A 24939-nucleotide genomic window follows, 5' to 3' on the forward strand; every position below is an offset into this window, starting at 1 on the left:
CCGGACTGCCTAGCAATCGCGCTGGAGTACGGCGACTACGTTGCGCTGCGCTAAAAATTCCGTCGTGCGGGCCGGATTCCGCCGCATAATGACTGAAAAGTGCGGCCTGCCGGGCAACACGGGGCCGAAATGCCCACTTCGCCTCGCCGTCCGCAGTTCTGTCGCTTCCCCGTTTTTTTCTTGCCCCATTTCTACATGTCCAGCAACGCCCCTCCGATCGTCCTCACCTTCGGCCTGTCCGATCCCACCGGCGGCTCCGGCCTCCAAGCCGATCTGATGACCCTGGCGAGCATGGGCTGTCACGGCGTGTCCGTCCTGACGGGCTACACCGTGCGCGACTCCGCCGCCTGCGACGAAGTGACCGGCCTCGATCCCGATGTCGTCGCCGCCCAGGCGCGCATGCTGCTCGAGGACATGCCGGTTGCCGCGTTCAAGATCGGCGCCGCGACGCGCGCGGAAGTCGTGAGCGCGATCGCGGAAGTGGTCGCCGACTACGACGGCGTGCCGCTCGTGCTCGCACCGGACTTCACGCTCGACGACGAGCACGTGCTCGCCGCCGACGACCTGCGCGAATCGATCGCCGACCTGCTCGCACCGCAGACGACACTGCTGGTCGCCGACCACGCGACGCTGATCGCGCTCGCGCAGCCGGACGGCGATGCCGAGGCGCCGAATCTCGACGCGGCCGTATCGCACCTGCTGTCGCAGGGCTGCGAGTACATCCTGTCGTCGGAGACGGGTTCGCACCGGCTCGTCAACACGCTGTACGGCGAGGAAGGCCAGCTTCGCGAAGACATGTGGGATCGCTCGCCGCACCGGCTGATGGGCATCACCGACACGCTCGGCGCGGCGATCGCGGCACTGCTCGCGAACGGCCAGGAGCCGCCCGAAGCGGTGCGCGAGGCGCAGGAATACCTGTACCAGGCCGTCCGCGACGCGTTCCGGCCCGGCATGGGCGCGTACCTGCCCGACCGGTTCTTCTGGGCGCGCAGCAACGATGAGGAAGGCGGGCGTCCGGTGACGGACAGCAGCAAAACCTCGCCGCGAATCGCCCGGCATTGACGTCCGCGCGGCGGCCCTGCGCCGCCGTTGCGCGCCTGCTCTCGCTTAGGAGCCGCATGTCAGCCCCTTTCGCGTGCGCATAAAAAAAGACCCGCATCGCTGCGGGTCTTTTCTTTTGGCTGGAACGCGCATCGCTGCGCGTTCCGGACACCATCGACCGAAGTCGATTACATGTCCATGCCCATGCCGCCCATGCCGCCCGGCATGCCGCCCGGCATCGGTGCATCTTCCTTCGGCAGTTCTGCGACAGCTGCGTCCGTCGTCAGCAGCAGGCCTGCGACCGAAGCTGCGTTCTGCAGTGCGGTACGCGTGACCTTGGTCGGGTCGACGACACCGGCTTCGACCATGTCGACGTACTCGCCCGTCGCTGCGTTGTAGCCGTAGTTGCCCTTGCCTGCTGCAACTGCTGCGACCACGACGCTCGCTTCTTCGCCGCCGTTCGTGACGATCTGGCGCAGCGGCTCTTCCATTGCGCGCAGCACGATCTTGATGCCTGCGTTCTGATCGGCGTTCGCGCCGGTCACGCCTGCGATCGCGGTACGTGCACGGATCAGCGCAACGCCGCCGCCCGGGACGATGCCTTCTTCAACGGCAGCGCGGGTTGCGTGCAGCGCGTCTTCGACGCGTGCCTTCTTTTCCTTCATTTCGACTTCGGTCGCAGCGCCGACCTTGATCACTGCCACGCCGCCGGCCAGCTTGGCCACGCGCTCTTGCAGCTTTTCACGGTCGTAGTCCGACGTCGCTTCTTCGATTTGCGTGCGGATCTGCTTGACGCGCGCTTCGATGTTCACGGCTTCGCCTGCGCCGTCGATGATCGTCGTGTTTTCCTTGCCCACTTCGATGCGCTTCGCCTGGCCCAGTTCAGCCAGCGTTGCCTTCTCGAGCGTCAGGCCGGTTTCTTCCGCGACGACTTGACCGCCGGTCAGGATCGCGATGTCTTCCAGCATCGCCTTGCGACGATCGCCGAAGCCCGGCGCCTTGACCGCAACGGTCTTCAGGATGCCGCGGATGTTGTTGACGACCAGCGTTGCGAGCGCTTCGCCTTCGACGTCTTCGGCGATGATCAGCAGCGGACGGCCTGCCTTCGCGACTTGTTCGAGCACCGGCAGCAGATCGCGGATGTTCGACACCTTCTTGTCGTGCAGCAGCACGAACGGGTTTTCGAGGACGGCGACTTGCTTGTCCGGGTTGTTGATGAAGTACGGCGACAGGTAGCCGCGATCGAATTGCATGCCTTCGACGACGTCGAGTTCGTCGGCCAGCGACTTGCCGTCTTCGACGGTGATCACGCCTTCCTTACCGACCTTGTCCATCGCTTCAGCAATGCGATCGCCGATCGACGAGTCGCTGTTCGCCGAGATCGAGCCGACCTGTGCGATTTCCTTGTTCGTCGTGCACGGCTTGCTGATCTTCTTCAGCTCTTCGACAGCCGCTGCGACTGCCTTGTCGATGCCGCGCTTCAGGTCCATCGGGTTCATGCCCGATGCGACGTACTTCATGCCTTCGCGAACGATCGATTGCGCGAGGACGGTTGCCGTCGTCGTGCCGTCGCCTGCGTTGTCGCTGGTCTTGGAAGCGACTTCCTTGACCATTTGCGCGCCCATGTTCTGGAGCTTGTCCTTCAGCTCGATTTCCTTCGCGACCGACACACCGTCCTTGGTGACCGTCGGGCCGCCGAAGCTGCGCTCGAGCACCACGTTGCGGCCCTTCGGACCCAGCGTGACCTTGACTGCGTTGGCGAGAATGTTCACGCCTTCGACCATCTTCGAACGGGCGGAATCGCCGAATACGACGTCTTTAGCTGCCATCTTCTAACTCCTTGAATTCTTGGGAATATGTACCGTCAGTGGACGCTTACTTCGCGTTGACCACGGCCATGATGTCTTCTTCGCGCATGACCAGCAGTTCCTGGCCGTCGACCTTGACGGTCTGGCCTGCGTACTTGCCGAACAGGACGCGATCGCCGACCTTCACGTCGAGCGCGATCGGAGCGCCCTTGTCGTCACGCTTGCCCGGGCCGACCGCGAGGATCTCGCCTTGATCCGGCTTTTCAGCAGCGGCTTCGGGGATGACGATGCCCGAGGCGGTCTTGGTTTCTTGATCCAGACGCTTGACGATCACGCGATCGTGCAAAGGACGAAGGTTCATATTCACTCCTCTCTTGACTGAGATTGAAGAACGCTTGGGGAATCTGCCCGGCGAATCGCCCGGCAGAGAATTGTTAGCACTCTCGTGCAGCGAGTGCTAATTATATGGACGGGTTTTGACAAATTCAAGAAGGGGAGCCGGAGGTTTTTTCGTGCGAGGCGGAACGACGGAAAAACGGGGGTGAATCACAAAAATTCAGTTAAAACAATTACATAAGCATCAATCTCGCACACCGGGAGCGGACGGGATACGGGAAATCCCGACCCTCGCCCCAATTTGACACGGGGCGAGCACCGAGTTCCCGCGGTCGTCCGGCATCGCGTGAAAAAGGCTGCTCGGACGCCACAGTGGCCCAAACGGCGGCCACGGGATCGTCACATGTCCGGACAGCCCGCCACTGGCTGGAACGTCCGGCCGTCGGTCACGACCGTCGCGCCGAGCAGTCGCGCGAGGCCTTTCGCGCCTTCGCGCATCACGACGTCGTGATTCCAGGCGAACAGCGGGCGCGCGATCGGCTCCAGCCAGTTCATCCAGCGCTCGCGCGTGCGGATGTGCCAGTCGTAGCGCACGACGGTGCGCGCACCGTCGCCGGCGAACGACCAGCGGCCGTCACCTTCGATCGCGCCGCTCGCGCGGCCTTCGAGCACATGCGGCCGCTCGACGCGCAGCACACGCATGTCGAAGGTCAGCCGGTACGGCAACGCGCCTTTCCACGTGTATCGCTGCAGCGCGCCGACGCCGCGCGCGTCGCCGCGCTCGATCTCGGCGGTCTGCACGGCACTCTTCCACCAGTCGGGCCAGCGATCGACCTGGTAGATCGCGTCCCAGACAGCCGCGAGGGGCGCGTCCACGCGCCACGTCGTCGAAAACCGGTATTCCGCCATGCTGCCTCCGGCGCGAATCAGAATCGGGATCAAGCGCGCGATCAGGGCGCGAAAAAGCGGGCGGGAAACGCGACGTCGATCTCGACGTCGTCGAGCGTCACCGTTTCGAGCGGCGCGCCGTCGTCATCCGCGAAGCTGACGACCTTCAGCGGAAAACCGTCCTCGGCGTCCAGCCACAACAGATAGCGATGCACGCCGTCAACCACGTGTGCGGGCGCGCCCGTCACCGATACGCGCAGCGTGGTACGGCCGCCGATGGTTTCCTTGCCTTCCGTCACGGTCGCACCGCCCTGCTGCAGCGCGTGTACGTTACGCAGCAGCACGCCGACATCCGACCGGTCGACGCGATGGCCGCTGCGGTCGCGCAGGAGCGGATTCGACGGCGACAGCGTCAGCGCGGGCAGCGCATGCTCGCCGAACGGGCGCAGCCGCACCTTGCCCGCGTCGGGGTCGTACGCGAGCACCGCGCCGTGATGCGGCGACACGAAGTCCATCCGGACGAAACCGGGTTTCCGGTATGCATAGTGGAATTCGGCGTGCTCGCCGCTTCGCACGGACGAGCGGATCGTCGCGCGGTACGAATGGACCTGGTCGAAATGCGACTGCGCGATGGTAACGGGATCGGCTGTCATGCTCGCTCCTATCAGGCTCGCGGCCAGCAATGCGGTGATCACGGCGCCGCCTCGACGTCGAGCACGCCTTCCATTCCGCGCTCGCGATGGCTGCGCAGGAACAGCAGCCGATGCGTGCAATAGTAGGCGAAGCGGCCGGGCGCCGTCGGCGTGAAGCGCAACGTGCGCGGCGTCGTGCCCAGTTCGGTGTGCACCGCGATCCCGGCCTGCGGCGCATCGATCTCGAAACTGTGCGGCACGACGCCCGGTTCGGCCGATACGGTGAGTTCGACCGGCACGTGCGCGCGGACGATCACGTGGTTCGGGCGAAAGAAATAGCTGCCGCCGACGATCGCCACCCGCTGCACGCCGTCGGCATCGACCGGCACGCGCACGGGCGCATCGCCGTCCGCCCGCGCGAGCCCGGCGCCCGCCACGAGCGCCACCGCCGCCATCACCGCCTTCGTGTTCATGTTGGCTCCCTGCCGACGTCGCGCGCGTCAACCCTTCCACGCGTCGGTCGGTCCGCCGAGCGCGCCGCATGCTTCGATCGCGAGCTCGCGCAGCCGTCGTTCGTCGGCGCGTCCGGAGAGCGCATAACCCATGCCGCGATCGGACCAGAAATACGTGTCGCGGCCGCCGGCCGACATCGACTGCGGCGCGAAGCGCCGCGCATCGTACGCCGTCATGTAGAGCGTCACGCGCTTGCCGTCCGCACGCTGGTACATCAGTTGCGCGGCCGGCCCCGCGTCGCCCGGCAGCAGCCGGCCGCCCAGCAATGCATATCCGTATTCGTCGAGCGACGGCGCGCGCACGGGCCGCCCGAGACGCGCGGACAGCCACGCGGCAAGGCGCGCCGGATCGCGTGCGTCGACCTCGACCGGATGCTCCCGATCGGCCGCGTACACGGCGTACGCGACGTCCGCGCGCGCGGCGAAGGCCGGCTCGGCACCGAACGTCGTCCAGCCCGCGTGCAGCGCGACGCCGATCACCAGCCCGGCCGCCAGTCCCGCGAATGCATACGCGACGCCGCGCCAGCGCGGTGCGCGCCGCTGCACAAACAGCGCGGGTGCGGCGGCAGGCAGCGGGAACAGCGCGTGCAACGCGTCGCGCTGCGCGCCGTAATGCGCAAACCGGTCGGCTTCGCGCGGATCGGACTGCAGCCGTTCGAGCACCTCGCGGCGCTCCTGTCCGGACAGTTCGCCGTCGAGCAGCGCCGACAGCAATTGCGCCGATGCATCGGCTCCGCCGTCTCGATCATTCGAAGATTTGCGCGGATCGTCGTCCATCATGTCTTCCCGATCACCCGTAACGCGGCCGCGCCGCGCGCCGGCGACTCGCCGGACAGCAGCGCACGCATCTGTTCACGCGCCCGCGACAACCGCGACATCACCGTCCCCACCGGCACGCCAAGCACCTGTGCGGCTTCGCGGTAACTCAATTCCTCGAGCGCGACCAGGAGCAGCACCTCGCGCTGCTCGACGGGCAGCCGATACAGCGCGCGCTGCACGTCGCGCAGCAGCAGGCCGCCGATCTCGTCGGTCGGCGCGGCCATCGTCTGCCATGGCGCGGTCGCATCGTCGACCGCAATCTCGTGCCGCGCGCGCAACTGGTCGATGAAGCGGTGGCGCAGCAGCGTCAGCAGCCACGCACGCAGGTTTCCGCCGTCGCGCGGCGGCCGGTTCAGCGCGCGCTCGAGCGTGTCCTGCACGAGATCGTCCGCCCAGGCCCGCTCGCCCGTCAGCGCGCGCGCATATCGCGTGAGATGCGGCAGCCACACCAGCAGGTCCGATTCGTAGCTCATCCGGATGCCTCGCGCATCGCCGCGCCGTCAGTCCGTCATTCGGTCCGTCGGTTCTCAGGGGCGCGCGACGTGCCACATGCCGCCGATCCCGTCGCCGCCGGCATCGCCTGCCTTGCGGTCCATCTTCCAGCGATACAGCGGACGGCCGTGGTAAGCCCATTGCTTCCGACCGTCGTCGCGCGTGACGAGGCTCAGTGCACCCGTCGCCTTGTCGTATCCGTCGGCGAGCGCCGGCGGCCAGTTGGCCGCACAGGTGCCGGTGCAGGTGCTCTTGCCCGGCGCGTCGTGATCGAACACGTACAGCGTCATGTGATCTTCGTCGACCAGTTTCCCGTCACCGGCCTGCGGCGGCTCGGCGGCCGCGGGCCGCGCGATCGCGGCCGTCATCGCGATGGCGAACAGCATCGTCTTCATTCCCGTTCTCCTTGACATGGCATCGCGGCACGGTGGCGCCGGACGGGACGTCGACTTCGTCATGACCATTATCCCGCTGTCCGGCCGCGCCGAGACTCGGTATGTAAACGGACGAAACCGGCCGGTTATTCCATGCCACCCCACAAAGCGACGCCATTCCTCACGGGAAACACATCGGGAACCCAAAGAAAACGCGGCATGACATTGCTGTCATGCCGCGATGTACGACCCGTTGCGCGCGGCGGGCGATGCGCCGCCGCCGCGCGTTCCGGCCGGTTACTTCGGCAATGCGCCAGTCACCGCCTGCAGCAGCGTCGACACCGGCGCGAGCGGGTTGTTCGCGGAGCCGTTGCCCGAGTGCGGCGTGACCGACAGGCTCGGCGTGGAACCCAGCGCCGCGCCCAGCGTCGTGCCGACAGCATTGACGACCGTTGCCGTCGCGTTGCCGGTCGTGGACACCAGCGAACCGGTCGCGCCCGCCGTGCTGCCGGCCGCGCTCGCGCCGGAGCCGAGCAGGCTGCCGCCCGCCGCAGCCGTCGAACCCGCCGCGCCCGACAGCGCGCCGGCCGCCTGCCCGAGGGCTGCCGGACCGTTCGCGAGGGCGCCCGTCACCGAACCGAGTGCACCGGTCAGTGCGCCGGCCGGGTTGCTGCCGCCGGTCAGACCGCTGACGAGGTTCGTGATCGGCGCGATCGGGCTGCCGCCTGCGCCCGACAGCGTGCCAACGACCTGGTTCACGACACCCTGCACCGGGGCCAGCGGGTTCGTGCCGCCGAGGTTGCCGAGCGCGCCCGTCACCGAGCTCACGGCCCCCGTCAGTGCGCCGGCCGGATTGCTGCCGCCGAGCGTGCCGACCACCTGGTTCACGACGCCTTGCACCGGCGCCAGCGGGTTCGTACCGCCGAGGTTGCCGAGTGCACCCGTCACCGAACTGACCGCGTTGCTCAGTGCGGCTGCCGGGTTGCCGCTGCCGAGCGTGCCGACGACCTGGTTCACAACGCCCTGGACCGGGGCCAGCGGGTTTGTGCTACCGAGGTTGCCGAGCGCGCTCGTGACCGAACCGAGTGCGCCGGTCAGCGCGCCGGCCGCGTTGCCACCCGTCGGCAGTGCGTTCTGCAGGCCGCTGACGAGGTTCGTGATCGGCGCGATCGGGCTGCCGCCGCCGGCGCCCGACAACGTGCCGACGACCTGGTTCACGACGCCCTGCACCGGCGCCAGCGGGTTCGTGCCGCCGAGGTTGCCGAGCGCGCCCGTCATCGAGTTCACGGCGTCCGTCAGCGCACCGGCCGGGTTGCCGTTGCCAAGCGTGCCGGCGAGTTGCGTGACGGCGCCTTGCACCGGTGCCAACGGGCTCGACGCGCCGCCGATGTTGCCGAGCGTCCCGGTGATCGTATTGACCGCGTTGCCCAGCGCACCGGCCGGATTGCCGCTGCCCACCGTGCCCGTGACCTGGTCGACAATGTTCTGGATCGGTGTCAGCGGGTTCGTGCCGCCGACGTTCCCCAGTGCACCCGTGACCGTGCCGAGGGCACCGGTCAACGCACCTGCCGGATTGCCGCCACCGAGCGCGCCCGTCACTTGATTGACGACGCCTTGAACCGGCGCCAGCGGGTTTGAACCGCCACCCACGCTACCCAGTGCGCCCGTGACCGTACCGAGTGCACCGGTCAACGCACCTGCCGGATTGCCGCCGCCGAGCGCCCCCGTCACTTGATTGACGACACCTTGAACCGGCGCCAGCGGGTTTGAACCGCCACCCACGTTACCCAGTGCACCCGTGACCGTGCCCAGCGCACCGGTCAACGCACCTGCCGGATTGCCGCCGCCGAGCGCCCCCGTCACTTGATTGACGACACCCTGAACCGGCGCCAGCGGATTCGCACCGCCACCCACGTTACCCAGCGCACCCGTCACCGTGCCCAGCGCACCGGTCAACGCACCTGCCGGATTGCCGCCACCGAGCGCCCCCGTCACTTGATTGACGACACCTTGAACCGGCGCCAGCGGATTCGCACCGCCGCCCACGTTACCCAGTGCACCCGTGACCGTACCAACCGCATTGCTCAACGTCCCCGTCGCCGTGCCCAGCGCGCCGGTCAATGCGCCGGCCGGATTGCCGCCGGCGAGCGCCCCCGTCACCTGGTTCACCACGCCTTGAACCGGCGCGAGCGGCGTCACCGTGCCGCCAGCGCCGCCGAGCGCGCCTTGCAGCGCGTTCACCGCGCCAGACAACGCCTGCGCCGGATCGCCCAGCGACATCTGAATCGCGCCCGACCCGCCCGCCGCCACGGTGATCGAACCCAGCGGTGACGTGCCGGTCGCGGCCAGCCCGATCGAGACGCTGTTCGTCGGCGGATTCACGATTACCTGCGGAAGCGGCAGCGCATCGAGCGTCCCCGCGATTGCCGAACCGGAAGCCAGTACCCCGAACACCGTCGCGACCGACAGCGCCACACCCGTCAATTCAATCTTTTGTCCCATCTTTACCCCATCTCGGTTGGCACTACGTTGATAAAGCATGGGGACGGATTGCACGAAGTGTGCCACCCGGATAAAACGGATTGATTCGTTGGCCTATTGCGGGCCAATAACGGTTTTATATGGATTTCCGGGCAAATAAATGGGTCGCACGGCCACAATAATCTGACGAATGAGACGTCCGGCGCGCGGATGTAACGTAACGTTTGCGAGGCCCGAAGTAACGTGTTCCGGTACATTCCGTGCCACATCGGGACGTCCGTTGTGAAAGCGCCGCCGGATTGCCCTGGCAGATCGCCTGCTCCGCATTTCATTTTCATGAAAATGCATTAATAAATCACTTGTTTACCGTTTTTCTTATTTCGTGATTTCTTTCCAATCAATTACGCAGATCATTTCCATTTTCGCGACTGCGGATAATACGGATAACCAAATGAAAAAATGTGACGGCCGCACTGCGACGGCCGTCGTATCGAAACGCGCTCAGCCGAAGCGCGCGGGTCGGTACGGATGGGGATCGATGTAGGTCGGCTCGCCCGTCATCATCTCGGCGAGCAGACGCCCGGTCGCGGGGCCGAGCGTCAGCCCGTGGTGGCAATGGCCGAACGCGAACCAAAGATGACGATGGCGCGGCGCAGGCCCGATCACCGGCCGCATGTCGGGCGTGCACGGCCGCATCCCGAGCCATGGTGCCGGATCGAGCCGCTCGCCGATGCCGAACGCGTCGCGCGCCAGCGGCTCGGCGCGCGCGAGCTGCACGCCGGTCGGCGGCGCGCCGCGCAACGCGATCTCGACGCCGGTCGTGAGCCGCAGGCGGCCGCCCTCCATCGGAGCGACGACGAACCCCTCCTCGGTATCGCACACGGGCACGTTCAGCTGCGCGCGGGTCGGCCGGTAATGCATGTGATAGCCGCGCTTGGCGCGCAGCGGAATCCGGTAGCCGAGCGGCGCGAACACGTGATCGGACCACGGCCCGAGCGCGACCACGGCCGAGCGGGCCGCGATCGGCCCATGCTCGGTATTGACCAGCCAGCCGTCGTCCACCTGCGCGAGCGTCGCCGCGTCGCCGCGCACGAACGTGCCGCCGTCACGCTCGAACAGCCGCGCGTACGCCTTCGTCAGGCCCCCGGGGCTCGACACGGTCTTCGGGTCCCGCCAGTGGAATGCGCCGCAGAATGCGTCGCCGATGCCGGGCTCGCGTTCGCGCAACGCGCGCGCGTCGAGGACGCTCATCCGCAACCCGTGCGCGTCGGCCACCCGCTGCTGCGCGCGCGTTTCCGCGTCGAACAGCGCCGGTGAACGGAACGCCTCGATCCACCCGCCGTCATGCACGAGCGGTTGCGCGTCGGTGCGCGCAAGCAGCGCGTCGTGCTCGACGACGCTCGCCGCGACGAGCGGCAGCATGTCGCGCGCGGCGGCCGCGAGCCGCTGCGGCGACGATTCGCGCCAGAAGCGCGCGAGCCAGCCCGCATACGCGGGCAATGCCTTGTAGTCCCAATAGAGATCGACCGAGCGGTTGCGTGCGTAGCGCAGCAGCGTGCCGAGCCGGCGCGGGAACGCGTACGGCACGACCGACGAGCGCTCGATCAGCCCGGCATTGCCGTGGCTCGTTTCCTCGCCGGGCGCGCGCCGGTCGACGAGCGCGACGCGCAGCCCGCGATCCTGCAGATGCAGCGCCGACGACACGCCGACGATGCCGGCCCCCAGAACGATGACGTCGAAATCCATGCTTCCCCGTACTGCGTCGAGATTCGGTGCGACGCGCGCCGGCACCGCGGCCGGCGCGCGGCCAGGCTTACTTCGCGACGATGTCGCGCTTGAAGTACTTCTGCGACAGCGCACTCAGCGTGCCGTCCTTCTTCAGCGCGTCGAGCGCGCCGACGATCTTCGCCTGCAGCGCCTTGTCGCCCTTGCGCATCCCGAAGCCGGTGCCTTCGCCGAGCGTCGCGGGATCCTTCAGCGCGTCGCCGACGATCTGGTAGTCGCGGCCGGCCGGCTTGTCGAGGAAACCGTCCTGCGCGGTCTGCGCTTCCTGCACGGCCGCGTCGAGACGTCCGGCGACGAGATCGGCATAGATCTGGTCCTGGTCCTGATACGACACGACTGCCACGCCCGCATTCGCCCAGTGCGCCTTGAGGAAATCCTCCTGCGACGAGCCCTGCAGCACGCCGACGTGCTTGCCGCGCAGGCTGGCGGCATCGGGCCGCAGCGGCGAGCCGCGGTGCGCGACCATCACGATCGGCACCACGTAGATCGCCGGCGTGAAGTCGATGCTCTGCTTGCGCTTCGCGGTGATGTTCATCGCCGAATTGATCGCGTCGAACTTGCGCGCCTGCAGCGCCGGGATCAGCCCGTCGAACGCATTCTCGACCCACACGCACTTCATGTTCAGCTTCGCGCACACCGCGTTGCCGATGTCGACGTCGAAACCCTGCAGCTGGCCGGCCGGCGTCTTGCTCTCGAACGGCGGATACGCTGCTTCGATCCCGAAGCGCAGCGTGGTCTGTTCCGCGTGGGCCGAGACGGCCGCGCACGCAAGCGCCGCGACGGCGCAGAGGGAAAGCTTCCAGTTCATGACGGATGTCCTTCGATTCCGGATTGAGGCGATGAAGACCGGTCATCGTGCGACGGCACGCCGGTCCGCACGCAAAATATAGACTCTTAGTCTACTATAGACTATAGGGGATACGATAATCGCAAGCGCGATGCAGTGATCGAATCGTTACCGCCCGCGCTCCACGCCATTGATTTAGCGACGTTTTTACCGTGACGCATAGCGCAACCCGGTCCGAAAAAGAAAAACTCACCAGAATTCTATTGTCTATATTAGACTTTTAGTCCACAACGAACACCGCCGGACACGCTATTTCGAGACTGTCCTGTCCGGCCCCGACCGGAGAAGTCCCATGACGCAACCCGCCCCGACCCTGCCGCTGGTCGTCGACGAAGCCGCGGTGCGCGCGGCGCTGCCGTCGCTCGACGTGCTCGGCACGCTGCGCCGCATGTTCGCGTCGCTCGCGTCGGCCCGCGCGGTGCAGCCGCCGCAGACCCTCACGCTGTTCCCCGAGCAGGCCGGCGATTTCATCACGTATCTCGGCGCGCTCGCCGACGAGCAGGTGTTCGGCGCGAAGCTGTCTCCGTACGTCGTGACGGGCGGCAAACCCGACGGGAAACCCATCGTCACCGCATGGACGGCGCTGATGTCGATGCGCACCGGCCAGCCGCTGATGTGGTGCGACGCGGGGCTGCTGACGGTCGAGCGCACGGCCGGCACGACGGCGCTCGCGGTCGACTGCCTCGCACCGCGCGACGCGCGCCGGCTCGCCGTGATCGGCACGGGCGCGGTCGGCCTCGCGCATCTGCGCCACACCGCGGCGTTGCGCGACTGGGCATCGATCGGCGTCCATTCGCCCGCGCTCGCCGGCGACCCGACGCTACAGGCGACGCTTGCGCGGATCGATCCGCGGGCCCGTGCGGCCGCCAGCGTCGAGGCGTGCGTGCGCGACGCGGACGTCGTGATGCTGTGCACGTCGTCGGGCACGCCGGTGCTCGCGGACGGCATGCTCACGCGCCCCGCGCTCGTCACGTCGATCAGCACCAACGTCGCGCGCGCGCACGAGATCCCGCCCGCGTGGTTGCCCGACATGGACGTGTACTGCGACTACCGGCACACGACGCCCGCGAGCGCGGGCGAGATGCAGATCGCGGCGGCCGGGCACGGCTGGACGCCCGAGCGGATCGTCGGCGACCTGCCCGCGCTCGTCGCCGGCACGTGCGCGGCGCCGTCTCGCACGCGTCATGCGTTCTTCCGCTCGATCGGCCTTGGGCTCGAGGACATCGCGATCGCACACGCGCTGTACACGCATCTGACGCGCGCATGAGCAGCACGCGCGCGCGGGGCCGATACAATGGCGCAACCGCCGCGGCGGCAGCGCGCGGGCGCACGGACCAGCCGGTCGACGGCACGCCGGCGCGCCGTGCCGACGCACCGCCCGGCCCCCGCTCACCCGAGATGGCGATTCCGATGCGCAAGAAGCAATCCCCCGTCAAAGACCTGCTGCTCACCCGCTATGCACCGATCGCCGACGGCATCGCGGCGCTGTTCTTCCCGTATGCGGAAGTCGTGATCCACGACCTGCACGACCAGACCGTGCTGTATCTCGCGAACAACCTGTCGAAGCGCGAGGTCGGCGACGACTCCGCGCTCGAGGAAATCGATCATTCGGCGCGCGAGCGCGTGATCGGTCCGTACGAAAAGCTGAACTGGGACGGCCGGCGGATGCGTTGCGTGAGCAACGTGCTGTTCGACGACGAAGGCCGCCCGGCCGGGATGATGTGCATCAACTTCAACATCGCGGTGTTCGACGACGTCCGCGCGACGCTCGACGTCTTCATCAAGGGCGCGGGCATCGTCGCGCAACCGGACGAGCTGTTCCGCGACGACTGGCAGGAGCGTATCAACACGTTCCTGCACGGCTGGCTGCGCGAGCGGCAGGTCGGCTTGAACGGGCTCACGCGCGAGCACCGGCGCGAACTCGTCGAAGCGCTGTACGCGGAAGGCGCGTTCCGTGGCAAGAGCGCCGCGAACTACGTCGCGAACGTGCTCGGGATGGGGCGCGCGACCGTCTACAAGCACCTGAAGCATCTGAAGGAAACGCAGGGCGACGCGTAAGCAGCGCGTGCGGCGAGCGGCGGCGCCGGGCATGCCGTCATCGCCATCGACAATCGCTACCGGTACACACCATGCGTGTCTATGCTTCGTGAAGCGTCCGGGCCGGCCCGTTCCACCTGGGCGAGACGCCGACGAAGCATCGAAGCATAAAATGATATAGTCCCGGTTACATTTATTTGCCGTCCCGGACCGCCCATGACGACCACCCCTGCCCCGACTGCCCGCCCGACCCTGACCGTCGAAATCTGGTCCGACCTGATCTGCCCATGGTGCTGGATCGGCAAGCGCCGCTTCGACGAGGCGCTCGCCGCATTTGCGCACGCCGAGCACGTCGACGTCGCGCTGCGCGCGTACCGGCTGATGCCGGGCCAGCCGGTCGAACCGGTCGAGGCGATGCTCGCCGGCAAGTACCGGATGTCGCCCGCGCAGGTCGACCAGATGCTGCGCCAGGTGACCGATGCGGCCGCGAGTGTCGGGCTCCGCTACGACCTGCCCGGCACGTTCGTCGGCGACACGCTCGACGGTCACCGGCTCGTGAAGCTCGCGGAAACGACCGGCCGTGCGCATGCGCTGACCGAGCGGCTGTACCGCGCGTATTTCTGCGAGCACGGCTCGCTGTTCGACCACGCGGCGCTGATCGACTTCGCGGTCGAAGCGGGGCTCGAGCGCTCGGCCGTCGAAGCCGTGCTGCGCAGCGACGCATACCGTGACGAAGTCGAGGCCGACATCGCGCACGCGGCGCAGATCGGCGGACGCGGCGTGCCGCTGTTCGTGTTCGGCGGCCGTTACGCGGTATCGGGCGCGCAGCCGACCGACGTGTTCGCGCAGGCACTCGAGCAGGCGTGGCGCGATAGCGCCATCGTCGAATTCGCCGGCGACGCCGCCGCATGCGGCCCCGACGGCTGCGAACTGCCGCCGCGCGGATAACCTCCCGGCGCCGCGCGACGCGCGCCGCCGCTACGCGTCGCTCCTGCCATAAACCGGCAGGAAGCGCGCGCGAATGACGTCTACAATGCAGCCTTTCAAATAACTATCAGAGAGAAGGCGGCCAGCCCATGACCCACGGGATCCACGGCGAGAAGCGCTGGTACGCGCTGATCGTCCTCTGCCTCGGCGTGCTGATGATCGTGCTCGACAGCACGATCGTCAACGTTGCGCTGCCGTCGATCAGCACCGACCTCCATTTCACCGAGACGGCCCTCGTGTGGGTCGTCAACGCATACCTGTTGACGTTCGGCGGCTGCCTGCTGCTCGGCGGCCGGCTCGGCGACCTGTACGGCCAGCGGCGCATGTTCCTCGCCGGCCTCGTCGTGTTCACGCTCGCATCGCTCGCCTGCGGCCTCGCGCAGTCGCAGACGATGCTGATCGCCGCGCGCGCGGTGCAGGGCTTCGGCGGCGCGATCGTGTCGGCCGTGTCGCTGTCGCTGATCATGAACCTCTTCACCGAACCGGGCGAACGGGCGCGCGCGATGGGCGTCTACGGCTTCGTCTGCGCGGGCGGCGGCAGCATCGGCGTGCTGCTCGGCGGGCTCTTGACGAGCACGCTGTCGTGGCACTGGATCTTCCTCGTCAACCTGCCGATCGGCTTCGCGGTCTATGCGATGTGCGTCGCGCTGCTGCCGAGCATGCGCGCGCCGGCCGGCGCCGCGCGGCTCGACGTCGCGGGCGCGATCACCGTGACCGCGTCGTTGATGCTCGCGGTCTACGGGATCGTCGGCGGCAACGAGGCCGGCTGGCTGTCGACGCAGACCGTCGTGCTGATCGGCGCGGCCGTCGTGCTGCTCGCGCTGTTCATCGCGATCGAGGCGCGCGTCGCGCATCCGCTGATGCCGCTCACGCTGTTCGCCGCGCGCAACGTCGCGCTCGCGAACGTGATCGGCGTGCTGTGGGCGGCGGCCATGTTCGCGTGGTTTTTCCTGTCCGCGCTCTACATGCAGCGCGTGCTCGGCTACGGGCCGCTGCAGGTCGGGCTTGCGTTCCTGCCGGCGAACCTGATCATGGCCGCGTTCTCGCTCGGGCTGTCGGCGCGGATCGTGATGCGCTTCGGAATCCGCGGCCCGATCGCGGCCGGCCTGCTTGTCGCGGCGTGCGGCCTCGCGCTGTTCTCGCGCGCGCCGGCGGACGGCAGCTTCGTCTGGCACGTGCTACCGGGCATGACGCTGCTCGGCATCGGCGCCGGCGTCGCGTTCAATCCGGTGCTGCTCGCCGCGATGAGCGACGTCGACCCGGCCGATTCGGGGCTCGCGTCAGGCATCGTCAACACCGCGTTCATGATGGGCGGCGCACTCGGCCTCGCCGTGCTCGCGAGCCTTGCGGCCGCCCGCACCGATGCGCTCGCGGCCACGCACGCCGCGCCACTCGACGCGCTGAACGGCGGCTACCACGCGGCCTTCGCGTTCGGCGCGGTGTTCGCCGCCGCCGCCGCGCTGATCGGCCTTGCGCTGCGCATCCGGCCGCAGAACGGCGTCGAAGGCGTCGGCCCCGCGATGCACTGACCGTCGGCGGGCGGCACCGGTCGCCGGCATCGCAACGGGGCGCGCACTGTCGCGCCCTTTTTTGCGCGCGCCGGGGTACGGCACGCATGCCCGATTCGTCATACCTTTCTGGCCGATCGCGTAATCGGCCTCTCCGTCGATCGAACGCCCGTTTCACGCCCGTCCGGCCGCCCGCCGCACGGGCCTTCCCGGCCGATTTTTAACGCAGTCGTACATCGAACCGCCACATTTGCGACAATGGCGGACTTTGACGCGCGCGCAGCGGCCGCGCGCCGCCGCCGAACGCCGCATAACCGCCTGCTTCCGATGTCGCTTCCCCATATCGATCTGCTGTACTCCCTGTCCGGCCTGTTCGTCGGCATCCTCGTCGGCCTGACGGGCGTCGGCGGTGGTTCGCTGATGACACCGATCCTCGTGCTGCTGTTCGGCGTCCACCCGGCGACAGCGGTCGGCACCGACCTGCTGTACGCGGCCGCGACCAAGGCGACCGGCACGCTCGTCCACGGCCTGAAGGGGTCGATCGACTGGCGTATCACGGGCCGGCTCGCGGCCGGCAGCGTCCCGGCCGCGGCGCTCACGCTGTGGTGGCTGCACACGCACGGGATGAACACGCCGGGCACCGCGCGCATGATCCAGCTCGTGCTCGGCATCGCGCTGCTGCTCACGTCGCTTGCGCTGATCTTCCGTCCGCAATTGACCGCGTTCGCCGCGCGCAACCCGCTCGCGCCGAGCCCTGCGCGCACGCTGTGGTCGACCGTGCTGACGGGCGCCGTGCTCGGCGTGCTCGTGTCGATGACGTCGGTCGGCGCCGGCGCGATCGGCGTCACCGTGCTGCTGCTGCTGTACCCGACGCTCGCGACCACGCGCATCGTCGGCTCCGACATCGCGCACGCGGTGCCGCTCACGCTCGTCGCGGGCATGGGCCACTGGCTGCTCGGCTCGGTCGACTGGTCGATGCTGCTGTCGCTTCTGCTCGGCTCGCTGCCCGGCATCGTTATCGGCAGCCTGCTGTCGGCGCGCGCGCCCGAGCGGCTGCTGCGCAACCTGCTCGCCGCGACGCTCGTCGCGGTCGGCGTGCGGCTCGTGCTCGCGTAGGCGCCGCCGCCGGGCGCCTCCTTCAGCCGCCGGCATCGCCATGCGCTGAAAAAAACAGCCCGACCGGCCTGCGCCGATCGGGCTGTCGTCCATCCGGGGCCTCGCGAACCCGCACCGCCCGGCGCAAGGCCGGACCGTGCGGGCCGCAACGCGATGCTTACTGCCCCTGCTGCTTCAACTGTTGCTGCTTGAGCTGCTGCGTGCGCGCCTGCAGCTTCAGCACGCGCTGCAGTGCGGTGCGGTTCGCGAGGATGCCGTCGTAGAAGTTGGCGAGATCGCCCTTCAGCGCGGTCCGCGACGCGTCGTTCAGGTAGATCATGTGGCCCGACGGGTAGTTCTTGATCGTCAGGTTCTGCGCCTTGAGCGTCGGATCGAGCGCCATCTGCGCGAGCGTCAGCTCGGTCTGGTGGAACGGCGTGACCGCATCGAAATAACCGTTCGCCGACAGCACCTTCAGGTCCGGGTTCACGCTCATCGTCGCCGCCAGGTCGCCGGCCGTGTACAGCGTGTTGCCGCCGCCCTTGTTCGCGCCGGTCGGGTCCGTGTGGCTGAAGTCCCAGTTGTTGAACACCTGGTCGTTCAGGTCCACGAACGACGACGTCGACGTGTACTTGAGGTCGGTGTTGATGTAGCTGTTCCACAGCACCGTGTACGCGCCGCCGACGTTCGTGATCGACGGATCGTTGCTGCCCGAGTTCGGCAGGATGTACGGCGCGATGCCCTTGCCCGTGAAGTTCGCGCGACCGTCGTACTGGCCGATCTGCGTGCCCGGAACGAGCGTCAGGAAGAACGTGTACGGCGGGTTGTCGTCCGACGACGGCACGTTGCCGAGCGCGGCCGGGTTGCCGAACGTCTGGATCAGCGACGTCGGATCCGTGCCGATGTACGAGCCCATCTGCTGCGCGGTCTGCAGGTTCAGGTTAAGCCGCACGTTCACGAAGCCGCCGTCCTGCGGATTCGGCTTCTGCGCGAGCGGCGCGAGCGTGTTGTCCGCATAGTTGCGGGCCTGCACCATGTACGCGTCGAGATCCGTCGGCGTCGGGTTGAGCGTCGTCTTTTTCCAGTAGAACGCGTCGGCCGCGAGCGTCGGGAAGGTGCCCGGCGCGGACAGCGCGTTCGCGTAGTCGAGAATCGACGATTGCAGCGTGATCCCGTTCAGGTCGATGCCGTCCTCGTGCAGCACCCACGATACGACCGCGCTGCGCGCCGTGCCGTACGACTCGCCATACAGGAACTTCGGCGAGTTCCAGCGCGAGTACTTGGTCAGGTAGCGCTGGATGAAGCGGTCGATCGAGTGCGCGTCCTGGTCAGTGCCCCAGAAGTCCTTGTTCTTCGCCGGGGCGATCGCCGCCGAGTAGCCGGTGCCGACCGGGTTGATGAACACGAGGTCGGTGCGGTCGAGCAGGCTGTCCGGGTTGTCGAGCAGCTTGTACGGGGCCGGCGGCGTGAAGTTCGGGAACGACGACTGCAGGCGCTTCGGCCCGTACGAGCCGAGCAGCAGGTAGACCGACGACGAGCCGGGGCCGCCGTTGTAGAAGAACGTGACCGGGCGCGGTTTCGACGGGTCCGGGTTGTCCTGGGTGTACGCGACGTAGAACATCTTCGCGTTCGGCGCCGACGTGACCGGATCGATCGTGGTCAGGTGGCCCGTGGTGGCCGTGTACTGAACGGTCTTGCCGCCGATTGTGACCTGGCGGTGCACGACCGCGGCCCCTTCGGTCGAATCCGTGACCGCGTCGTTCGGCCCGGTGCCGTATACGTCGTTGTCGACGTACGGCTGGTCGGCCGGGACGGCGGCCGTTGCATTGGCGGTGGCCGCCGTGCTGCCGTTCGACGTCGTCGCGGCCGCCGCGGTGGCGGCGGTCGGGCCGGACCCGTCGTCGCCGCCGCACCCCGTGACGAGCAGCGCCGCGGCCGCGGCTGCGGCGAGCGGCAAGCTCAGTGTCGTTCCAAATAGCGCGAAACCGTCTTTCAAGGACTTCAGTGTCGTCATTATTGCCTCTCGAACAGAACGATAAATACCGCCGGTCGCAAAGGATCATTTGCGCCGGCGCTCCGCACCGGGAGCGCATTCGTTTTGCGATGCACTCCGAGTTTTTTACCGGATCGGCGAATACCGACCGGCACGATTTACCCCACCCATATTCCTCGACCGCACAATGGAATCAATTCCATTGCAAACGACGATTCAATAATGCTCGGCAATGCGAATTCCGCCCTGTCATCCGCATGCGCCAGAAACAGCAAGCAAAAGCATTCCCCGTGAAGCCCGCCAGAAAAGGCGCCTTCGCTTCCAAGAGACGAACGACCCCCTCGGCGAAATGCCGATCAATCGCAAAGCGGCGACCAATCGCAGCTCGAGCCGATTTAATAAAATCGAAAGGATCGATTAACTATACGGAAAGGAATATTGTCTTTGCGGTAATTTATTAAATTAAGTGAAAATATCGGCGCATAATAGATTCCGGGTTTTACGTCGTAAAGTAATAATTTGTTACAGAGCGTGCCATTCCGATAAAGGCCAGTGCGGGACCGATTCCAGGTGCCGAAAAGAAAAAAGCCGGACGACTGTCCGGCTTCCGTATCGCGGCGCGGCGGCGCCGTCAGAGCGGCACGTCGATCGCGCCAGCGCCGGTCGTGATCGTGTTCGCGCCGGGGGACGCCGAGATCGGCGGCAGGTTCGCGCTCGTCAGCGCCGGCGCGGCGCCCGGCGTGCCGCCGCGCGGCACCGTGCGGATCACCTGCGACGGCGGCAGCGCGGCACCGCCCTTCAGGTGCCGCCACATCAGGTTCAGCGCCTGCAGGTTGTAGTAGTGGACCGGCACGAAGCGCGTGTCGAAGCCCGCGACGGGCAGGAACGCATCGAAGTGCTGTCCGTTCGTCACCTCGTAGAACACGAGCTGGCTGCGGCCGCCTTCGCTGATGCCGTTCTGCGCGACGTATGCGCGCGACGCATGATTCACGGGCACGAGCGCGTCGCTGCGGCCCTGCACGATGATCGCGGGCTTGCCCTGCAGGTTCGCGTTCACGCGCACTGCGTCGACGTTCGCCGGCATGTCGAGCATCCCGTTGGTCCACAGCTGCCGCAGGCACAGCGCGCCCGCGAAACTCGCGTCGGGCGTCGCGAGCCGGTGGTCGACACCCGCGCCGGTGTTGAACACGAGACTGACGCCGGCGGTCGGCGGTACGCCGTTGCCGAGACCGAACACGGCCGGCATCGGCGACGTAGCGGGCGGCGCGACCGCGCCCGTCGCCGCGCTGGTGGTCGCGAAGCTGAAATTGCACAGGTTGTCGGTCACGCGCGAGCGCGTGTACGCGTTCGCATAGGTGACCGCGATCGCCGGAATCGCCTGCGAATCCCACATCGGCGCCTGCAGCAGGTCGGAATCGGCGAGATAGCCGGCCGCATGCAGTTGCGCGAGCGCGTCGGCGGCCTGGCTTTGCGTATCGGCGCCCGACACGAGCCCCGCCGCGGCGAGCGTCGCGCAGCGCTGCGTGCGGATCGACTGCGTGGTGGCGGCCGGCAGCGCGCTCAGGTACGGCGCGCCCGCGAGCGACGCCGATGCGGCCGCGCACGGCTCCAGCAGGTTCGCGAGCGTCGCGTAGTCGGCCAGCGGCCGGCCGAACGACGGCACCGGCTGGCCGCCCTCGCGCACGACCGCGTTCGGCGCCATCCGCACGTTGACCTGCGGCTCGCCGACCACGACCGCGGTGATCCAGCGACGCGTGTCCTGCTCGGCCGCCGCGAGCGCCGCGCCGCCGCCGTTGCTGACGGACGCGGCGATCGTCGTGATGTCGCCCGGGCGGTAGCGCACGCCGTGATGCGAGCTGTCGAGCAGCGGCCCGAACTGCTCGTTGAGTGCCCAGTACGCGAATTCGACCGACTGCAGCGTCACATGCCCCCAGTCCTGCTCGGGATTCTGCTGCGAATGCGCGTGCTTGAACGCGTAGCGGTTCGGGAAGCGGCTGTTGAAGGCGGCCAGGTCGCCGCTCGTCACGTTGGCGGTAAAGAGACTGGCGTTGCCGGCGAGCACGGCGTCGGCGAGCGCGCCGTCGATCAGCGTGATCGTGTCGGAGCCGAGTTCGTGCGCGCCGTTGCCGCCACCCTTGTCGTTGTATGCGACCGCGCAGCCGCGCTTGAGGCCCCACTCGCCGGCCGCCGAAATCGCGCCGTACACGCCGCGCGAACCGGACGACGTCGCCGTGACGATGCACGGCTGCGCGGGATCGAAACTCGCGGGCACCTGCACGAGCAGCGTCACGTTCTTGCGGCCGCTGCCGTCGTCGGAATACGCGAGATATTCGGTGCCGGGGATCTTGCCTTCGCCGAGCGTGTCGTTGCCGTCGAGATCGACGTTCGGCCCCCAGAAACGGCCGTAGCCGCCATTGGCGCTCATGTCGACGAGCGCGCGGTAGTTCGACCAGATCGCGACCCGGCGCAGCTCGGCGCTCGTCGGTCGGGACGGATTCGCGAACGCGGGCGCAGTGGCAGTGGCGAGCCCGGTCTTGCCCAGGCCGGCCGTCAGCAGATCGTCGCTCGTGCCGTCATAGGCGGTCGTGCGCACGCTGCCGGACACGAAACCCGGCAACCGGTTGCGCTCGCCCGAATCGTCACCGTTGCAGGCACCGAGCATCGCAACCGCGACCAGCGCCGCGACCAAGAGAATCCGACTGCCCCACCCGTGCGTCGTCATTGCCGCCCTCTCGATATCGTTATCGGTCCGCCGCTACGTCGTGCGCGGCTCACGGCCTCTGAAGAACGCGGGGCCGTCCAGCGTTTTCCGTCCCGAAGGAAGTCCCTTGGGGATACCCGTTCGGGGGGCCTGGCGCAAAGCGGCAGGCCCGAGGCATTCTAAAGCGCAAACGGGCCCCGGTACGCCGGGGCCCGCCGCAAGCGGGCGCGCGGCGCTGGCGCGCCGCCGCCCGGCATCATTGCTGCTGAACCGTCAGCTTGTTCGTGACCGACGTCACGCCCTTCACGCTCTTCGCTACCTCTTCCGCCTTGTCGATCTGTGCCTGGTCGGGCACCGTGCCCTCCAGCGAGATCGCGCCGCCCTTCGAGCGCACGACGAGGTTCGCCACGTCGATGCCGCCTGCCTTCGCAATTGCCTTGCGCACCGCGTAGCCGAGCTTGCGGTTCGCCTTCTTCGCGGTCTTGGCCGCGGCCTTCGGCGAGCTCGCTGCCGCAGCCGGCGCCCCGGTTGCCGCCGCATCGCTCGACTGCGCATATACGCTGCCCGACAGACAGGCAGCCACGGCCGCAACACCCAACGCTCTCAACACGATCGACTTCATGCTATCTCCTTATGACTTCGGAACGGCCGCGCACAGTACGGCCGGATACCCCCAAAGGCAGCCGGCCCGCGCGCGAACGGGCGGGACGGCCGATGATTTCCACGGCGATGCGAGAGAGGCGACACGGGCCGGCGACCGGCGCACGCGAATGCGGGCCGGCCGGGCCGGACAGCCGCCGGCCGGACGCGCCCGGTCTCATTGCGTGCCGGGTCGCGCGCGAATCGGTCGCGGCTGCGACGCACAATGTAATCCAGCGCCCGCCGAAGCGCAAAGCTTTTGACGCGCGAGCCCCCGGCGGCCGCGGGCTCGCGCGCCCGTGCCCGCCGCCGCGCCACGGCGCCGGACTCGCGCATGCCGGGCGAAACCGGGTACCATCGCCGCCAGAACCTGCATCGCGTACATCGTCCGTGACGCGCGTCATCGGCGCGTCACGCCCGTGTCATCCGTCGACTCCATGAAGCCAGCCAGCCCTCGCCCGCCCCGCCGCATCCTCGCCCGCTTCGTCGCGGTGTCGTGGCGCGACCTCGCGCTGTCGATCGGCCCCACCGTGCTGCTCGCGGTCGCGGCGGTCTGGCTCGCGGTCAAGCTGATCCAGCCGGCGCCGCCGTCCACGCTCGTGATTTCGTCCGGCCCGCCCGGCAGCACCTACTGGAACGCCGCGCAGAAATACAAGGCGATCCTCGCGAAGAACGGCGTCACGCTCGACGTCCAGTCATCCGAAGGATCCGCGCAGAACCTCGCGCGGCTGTCGAACCCGAACGCGCCGGTCGACGTCGGCTTCGTGCAGAGCGGCATCGGCCCGAAGGAGCGCGACGAGCACCTGGTATCGCTCGGCAGCATCGGCTACGTGCCGCTCGCGATCATGTACCGCGGCCCGGTGGTCGCGCGCCTGTCCGACTTCAAGGGCAAGCGGCTCGCGCTCGGCGCCGAAGGCAGCGGCGCGCGCGAATTGAGCCTCGCGCTGCTGAAGATGAACGGCATCGTGCCGGGCGGCTCGACCGAGCTGCTGCCGACGGCCGGCGAGGACGCGGCGACCGCGCTGCTCGACGGCAGGATCGACGCCGCATTCCTGTCCGGCGACTCGACGCAGATCCCGGTCATGGCGAAACTGTTCCGCGCGCCCGGCGTGCACGTGTACTCGTTCACGCAGGCCGAGGCGTACGCACGGCGCTTCCCGTACCTGACCGCGATCACGCTGCCGATGGGCGTCTACGATCTCGGCCGCAACCTGCCGCCCGCCGATATCCATACGGTCGCGCCGACGATCGAGCTGGTCGCGCGCGACTCGCTGCACCCTGCGTTGTCCGACCTGCTGATCGAGGCCGCGCGCGAGGTGCACGGCCACGCGACAATCCTGCAGCACGCGGGCGAATTCCCGTCGGCCGTCACGCGCGGCTTCCCGCTGTCCGACGACGCGGCGCGCTATTACAAGTCGGGCAAGACCTTCCTGTACCGGCGGCTGCCGTTCTGGGTCGCGAGTCTCGTCGACCGGCTGCTGGTCGTGGTGGTGCCGCTGATCGTCGTGCTGATCCCCGGGCTGCGGCTGGTGCCGTCGCTGTACGGCTGGCGCGTGCGTTCGCGCATCTACCGCTGGTACGGCGCGCTGATCGCGCTCGAGCGCCGCGCGCTCGGCGAGCATACGGCCGAGGAGCGCGTCCATCTGCTCGACGAGCTCGACGACATCGAGGAAGCCGTGAACCGGATGAAGATGCCGCTCGCGTATGCGGGGCAGTTCTACGTGCTGCGCGAGCACATCGGCTTCGTGCGCGAGCGGCTCACCGCGCACGACCACGACGCCGCGTCGGGCACACCCGGCGCCGGCGGCCTCGCGGCGGCGCGCGGCGGCGCGGCCGCGTCGCCGGCCGGCGAGCCCCCTCGGGCGACTCCCGGTTCCGCATGAGCGGACGATCCACGATCATTGCTGCATCCGCGCGGCTGCATCCGCGCGCCGCCGCTTAACTTGAAGGCCGCCGCGAGGCGC

The 24939-nt window shown here is 68.0% G+C and carries 21 protein-coding genes; 7 read left to right on the forward strand and 14 right to left on the reverse strand.

Annotated elements, in window-relative coordinates:
* Positions 1 to 195: 195 nt before the first annotated feature.
* Positions 196 to 1062 carry a hydroxymethylpyrimidine/phosphomethylpyrimidine kinase gene (locus BTE28158_RS17155; RefSeq protein WP_059608131.1) on the forward strand — a complete coding sequence of 289 codons (867 nt, stop codon included), beginning with the start codon at positions 196 to 198 and terminating at the stop codon, positions 1060 to 1062.
* A gap of 167 nt (positions 1063 to 1229) precedes the next feature.
* On the opposite strand, the gene groL is transcribed toward BTE28158_RS17155, so the two are convergent.
* From groL to BTE28158_RS17210, 11 genes are all read right to left on the reverse strand, one after another.
* Positions 1230 to 2870 carry a chaperonin GroEL gene (groL, locus tag BTE28158_RS17160; RefSeq protein ID WP_059611329.1) on the reverse strand — a complete coding sequence of 547 codons (1641 nt, stop codon included), beginning with the start codon at positions 2868 to 2870 and terminating at the stop codon, positions 1230 to 1232.
* A gap of 46 nt (positions 2871 to 2916) precedes the next feature.
* A complete protein-coding gene (locus BTE28158_RS17165) occupies positions 2917 to 3210 on the reverse strand; it encodes a co-chaperone GroES (RefSeq protein ID WP_011544732.1) in 294 nt (97 codons plus the stop codon).
* A gap of 374 nt (positions 3211 to 3584) precedes the next feature.
* Positions 3585 to 4094: an SRPBCC family protein gene (locus BTE28158_RS17170; protein ID WP_059608129.1), complete on the reverse strand. Its 510-nt coding sequence runs from the start codon at positions 4092 to 4094 to the stop codon at positions 3585 to 3587.
* Positions 4095 to 4135: 41 nt separating this feature from the next.
* A complete protein-coding gene (locus BTE28158_RS17175) occupies positions 4136 to 4768 on the reverse strand; it encodes a LolA family protein (RefSeq protein WP_151052049.1) in 633 nt (210 codons plus the stop codon).
* Entirely contained in the window at positions 4765 to 5178 is a 414-nt protein-coding gene (locus BTE28158_RS17180) for a cupredoxin domain-containing protein (RefSeq protein ID WP_059608127.1), read from the reverse strand. The genes BTE28158_RS17175 and BTE28158_RS17180 overlap by 4 nt, the downstream gene beginning before the upstream one ends.
* Before the next feature lie 27 nt (positions 5179 to 5205).
* Entirely contained in the window at positions 5206 to 5994 is a 789-nt protein-coding gene (locus BTE28158_RS17185) for an anti-sigma factor family protein (RefSeq protein WP_151052051.1), read from the reverse strand.
* Entirely contained in the window at positions 5994 to 6509 is a 516-nt protein-coding gene (locus BTE28158_RS17190; protein WP_059608125.1) for a sigma-70 family RNA polymerase sigma factor, read from the reverse strand. The genes BTE28158_RS17185 and BTE28158_RS17190 overlap by 1 nt, the downstream gene beginning before the upstream one ends.
* Positions 6510 to 6563: 54 nt before the next feature.
* Positions 6564 to 6923 (reverse strand): COG4315 family predicted lipoprotein, encoded by a 360-nt coding sequence (locus BTE28158_RS17195; RefSeq protein ID WP_151052053.1) that lies wholly within the window; start codon positions 6921 to 6923, stop codon positions 6564 to 6566.
* A gap of 276 nt (positions 6924 to 7199) precedes the next feature.
* Positions 7200 to 9404, reverse strand: coding sequence for a beta strand repeat-containing protein (locus BTE28158_RS17200; protein ID WP_174919977.1), 2205 nt, complete (start codon positions 9402 to 9404; stop codon positions 7200 to 7202).
* A gap of 480 nt (positions 9405 to 9884) precedes the next feature.
* On the reverse strand, positions 9885 to 11129 hold the full coding sequence (locus BTE28158_RS17205; protein WP_151052252.1) for an NAD(P)/FAD-dependent oxidoreductase: 1245 nt from the start codon (positions 11127 to 11129) through the stop codon (positions 9885 to 9887).
* 67 nt (positions 11130 to 11196) lie between these two features.
* Entirely contained in the window at positions 11197 to 11976 is a 780-nt protein-coding gene (locus tag BTE28158_RS17210) for an ABC transporter substrate-binding protein (protein ID WP_059604546.1), read from the reverse strand.
* A gap of 331 nt (positions 11977 to 12307) precedes the next feature.
* Between BTE28158_RS17210 and BTE28158_RS17215 the strand changes: the two genes are divergently transcribed.
* The 5 genes from BTE28158_RS17215 to BTE28158_RS17235 all read left to right on the forward strand — a co-directional run bounded on the left by BTE28158_RS17215 (position 12308) and on the right by BTE28158_RS17235 (position 17663).
* Positions 12308 to 13282 (forward strand): ornithine cyclodeaminase family protein, encoded by a 975-nt coding sequence (locus BTE28158_RS17215; RefSeq protein ID WP_151052250.1) that lies wholly within the window; start codon positions 12308 to 12310, stop codon positions 13280 to 13282.
* Positions 13279 to 14073, forward strand: a complete 795-nt coding sequence (locus BTE28158_RS17220; protein ID WP_059604541.1) for a helix-turn-helix transcriptional regulator — start codon at positions 13279 to 13281, stop codon at positions 14071 to 14073. Before BTE28158_RS17215 ends, BTE28158_RS17220 begins: the two co-directional genes overlap by 4 nt.
* Before the next feature lie 195 nt (positions 14074 to 14268).
* Positions 14269 to 15000 carry a DsbA family oxidoreductase gene (locus BTE28158_RS17225; protein ID WP_151052242.1) on the forward strand — a complete coding sequence of 244 codons (732 nt, stop codon included), beginning with the start codon at positions 14269 to 14271 and terminating at the stop codon, positions 14998 to 15000.
* A gap of 128 nt (positions 15001 to 15128) precedes the next feature.
* A complete protein-coding gene (locus tag BTE28158_RS17230; protein WP_151052240.1) occupies positions 15129 to 16568 on the forward strand; it encodes a DHA2 family efflux MFS transporter permease subunit in 1440 nt (479 codons plus the stop codon).
* Positions 16569 to 16874: 306 nt separating this feature from the next.
* Positions 16875 to 17663, forward strand: a complete 789-nt coding sequence (locus tag BTE28158_RS17235; RefSeq protein WP_124629565.1) for a sulfite exporter TauE/SafE family protein — start codon at positions 16875 to 16877, stop codon at positions 17661 to 17663.
* A gap of 157 nt (positions 17664 to 17820) precedes the next feature.
* On the opposite strand, the gene BTE28158_RS17240 is transcribed toward BTE28158_RS17235, so the two are convergent.
* From BTE28158_RS17240 to BTE28158_RS17250, 3 genes are all read right to left on the reverse strand, one after another.
* On the reverse strand, positions 17821 to 19656 hold the full coding sequence (locus BTE28158_RS17240) for a S10 family peptidase (protein WP_174919979.1): 1836 nt from the start codon (positions 19654 to 19656) through the stop codon (positions 17821 to 17823).
* Between the two features lie 610 nt (positions 19657 to 20266).
* Positions 20267 to 22357 (reverse strand): D-(-)-3-hydroxybutyrate oligomer hydrolase, encoded by a 2091-nt coding sequence (locus tag BTE28158_RS17245; protein WP_174919981.1) that lies wholly within the window; start codon positions 22355 to 22357, stop codon positions 20267 to 20269.
* A gap of 235 nt (positions 22358 to 22592) precedes the next feature.
* Entirely contained in the window at positions 22593 to 22958 is a 366-nt protein-coding gene (locus tag BTE28158_RS17250) for a BON domain-containing protein (RefSeq protein WP_059604528.1), read from the reverse strand.
* 454 nt (positions 22959 to 23412) lie between these two features.
* Here BTE28158_RS17250 and BTE28158_RS17255 point away from each other — a divergent pair, with 454 nt between their 5' ends.
* Positions 23413 to 24858, forward strand: a complete 1446-nt coding sequence (locus BTE28158_RS17255; RefSeq protein WP_059604525.1) for a TAXI family TRAP transporter solute-binding subunit — start codon at positions 23413 to 23415, stop codon at positions 24856 to 24858.
* The last annotated feature ends 81 nt before the right edge of the window (positions 24859 to 24939 follow it).

Origin of the sequence: Burkholderia diffusa (genome assembly GCF_902499115.1) — a bacterium.
Lineage (GTDB): Bacteria > Pseudomonadota > Gammaproteobacteria > Burkholderiales > Burkholderiaceae > Burkholderia > Burkholderia diffusa.

Coding starts and splice junctions, on each gene's coding strand:
- BTE28158_RS17200 (WP_174919977.1), bottom strand. CDS start 9,404: ATGGGACAAAAGATTGAATTGACGGGTGTGGCGCTGTCGGTCGCGACG.
- BTE28158_RS17215 (WP_151052250.1), top strand. CDS start 12,308: ATGACGCAACCCGCCCCGACCCTGCCGCTGGTCGTCGACGAAGCCGCG.
- BTE28158_RS17225 (WP_151052242.1), top strand. CDS start 14,269: ATGACGACCACCCCTGCCCCGACTGCCCGCCCGACCCTGACCGTCGAA.
- BTE28158_RS17245 (WP_174919981.1), bottom strand. CDS start 22,357: ATGACGACGCACGGGTGGGGCAGTCGGATTCTCTTGGTCGCGGCGCTG.
- BTE28158_RS17235 (WP_124629565.1), top strand. CDS start 16,875: ATGTCGCTTCCCCATATCGATCTGCTGTACTCCCTGTCCGGCCTGTTC.
- BTE28158_RS17240 (WP_174919979.1), bottom strand. CDS start 19,656: ATGACGACACTGAAGTCCTTGAAAGACGGTTTCGCGCTATTTGGAACG.
- BTE28158_RS17210 (WP_059604546.1), bottom strand. CDS start 11,976: ATGAACTGGAAGCTTTCCCTCTGCGCCGTCGCGGCGCTTGCGTGCGCG.
- BTE28158_RS17230 (WP_151052240.1), top strand. CDS start 15,129: ATGACCCACGGGATCCACGGCGAGAAGCGCTGGTACGCGCTGATCGTC.
- BTE28158_RS17185 (WP_151052051.1), bottom strand. CDS start 5,994: ATGGACGACGATCCGCGCAAATCTTCGAATGATCGAGACGGCGGAGCC.
- BTE28158_RS17165 (WP_011544732.1), bottom strand. CDS start 3,210: ATGAACCTTCGTCCTTTGCACGATCGCGTGATCGTCAAGCGTCTGGAT.
- BTE28158_RS17170 (WP_059608129.1), bottom strand. CDS start 4,094: ATGGCGGAATACCGGTTTTCGACGACGTGGCGCGTGGACGCGCCCCTC.
- BTE28158_RS17220 (WP_059604541.1), top strand. CDS start 13,279: ATGAGCAGCACGCGCGCGCGGGGCCGATACAATGGCGCAACCGCCGCG.
- BTE28158_RS17190 (WP_059608125.1), bottom strand. CDS start 6,509: ATGAGCTACGAATCGGACCTGCTGGTGTGGCTGCCGCATCTCACGCGA.
- groL (WP_059611329.1), bottom strand. CDS start 2,870: ATGGCAGCTAAAGACGTCGTATTCGGCGATTCCGCCCGTTCGAAGATG.
- BTE28158_RS17205 (WP_151052252.1), bottom strand. CDS start 11,129: ATGGATTTCGACGTCATCGTTCTGGGGGCCGGCATCGTCGGCGTGTCG.
- BTE28158_RS17250 (WP_059604528.1), bottom strand. CDS start 22,958: ATGAAGTCGATCGTGTTGAGAGCGTTGGGTGTTGCGGCCGTGGCTGCC.
- BTE28158_RS17255 (WP_059604525.1), top strand. CDS start 23,413: ATGAAGCCAGCCAGCCCTCGCCCGCCCCGCCGCATCCTCGCCCGCTTC.
- BTE28158_RS17155 (WP_059608131.1), top strand. CDS start 196: ATGTCCAGCAACGCCCCTCCGATCGTCCTCACCTTCGGCCTGTCCGAT.
- BTE28158_RS17180 (WP_059608127.1), bottom strand. CDS start 5,178: ATGAACACGAAGGCGGTGATGGCGGCGGTGGCGCTCGTGGCGGGCGCC.
- BTE28158_RS17195 (WP_151052053.1), bottom strand. CDS start 6,923: ATGAAGACGATGCTGTTCGCCATCGCGATGACGGCCGCGATCGCGCGG.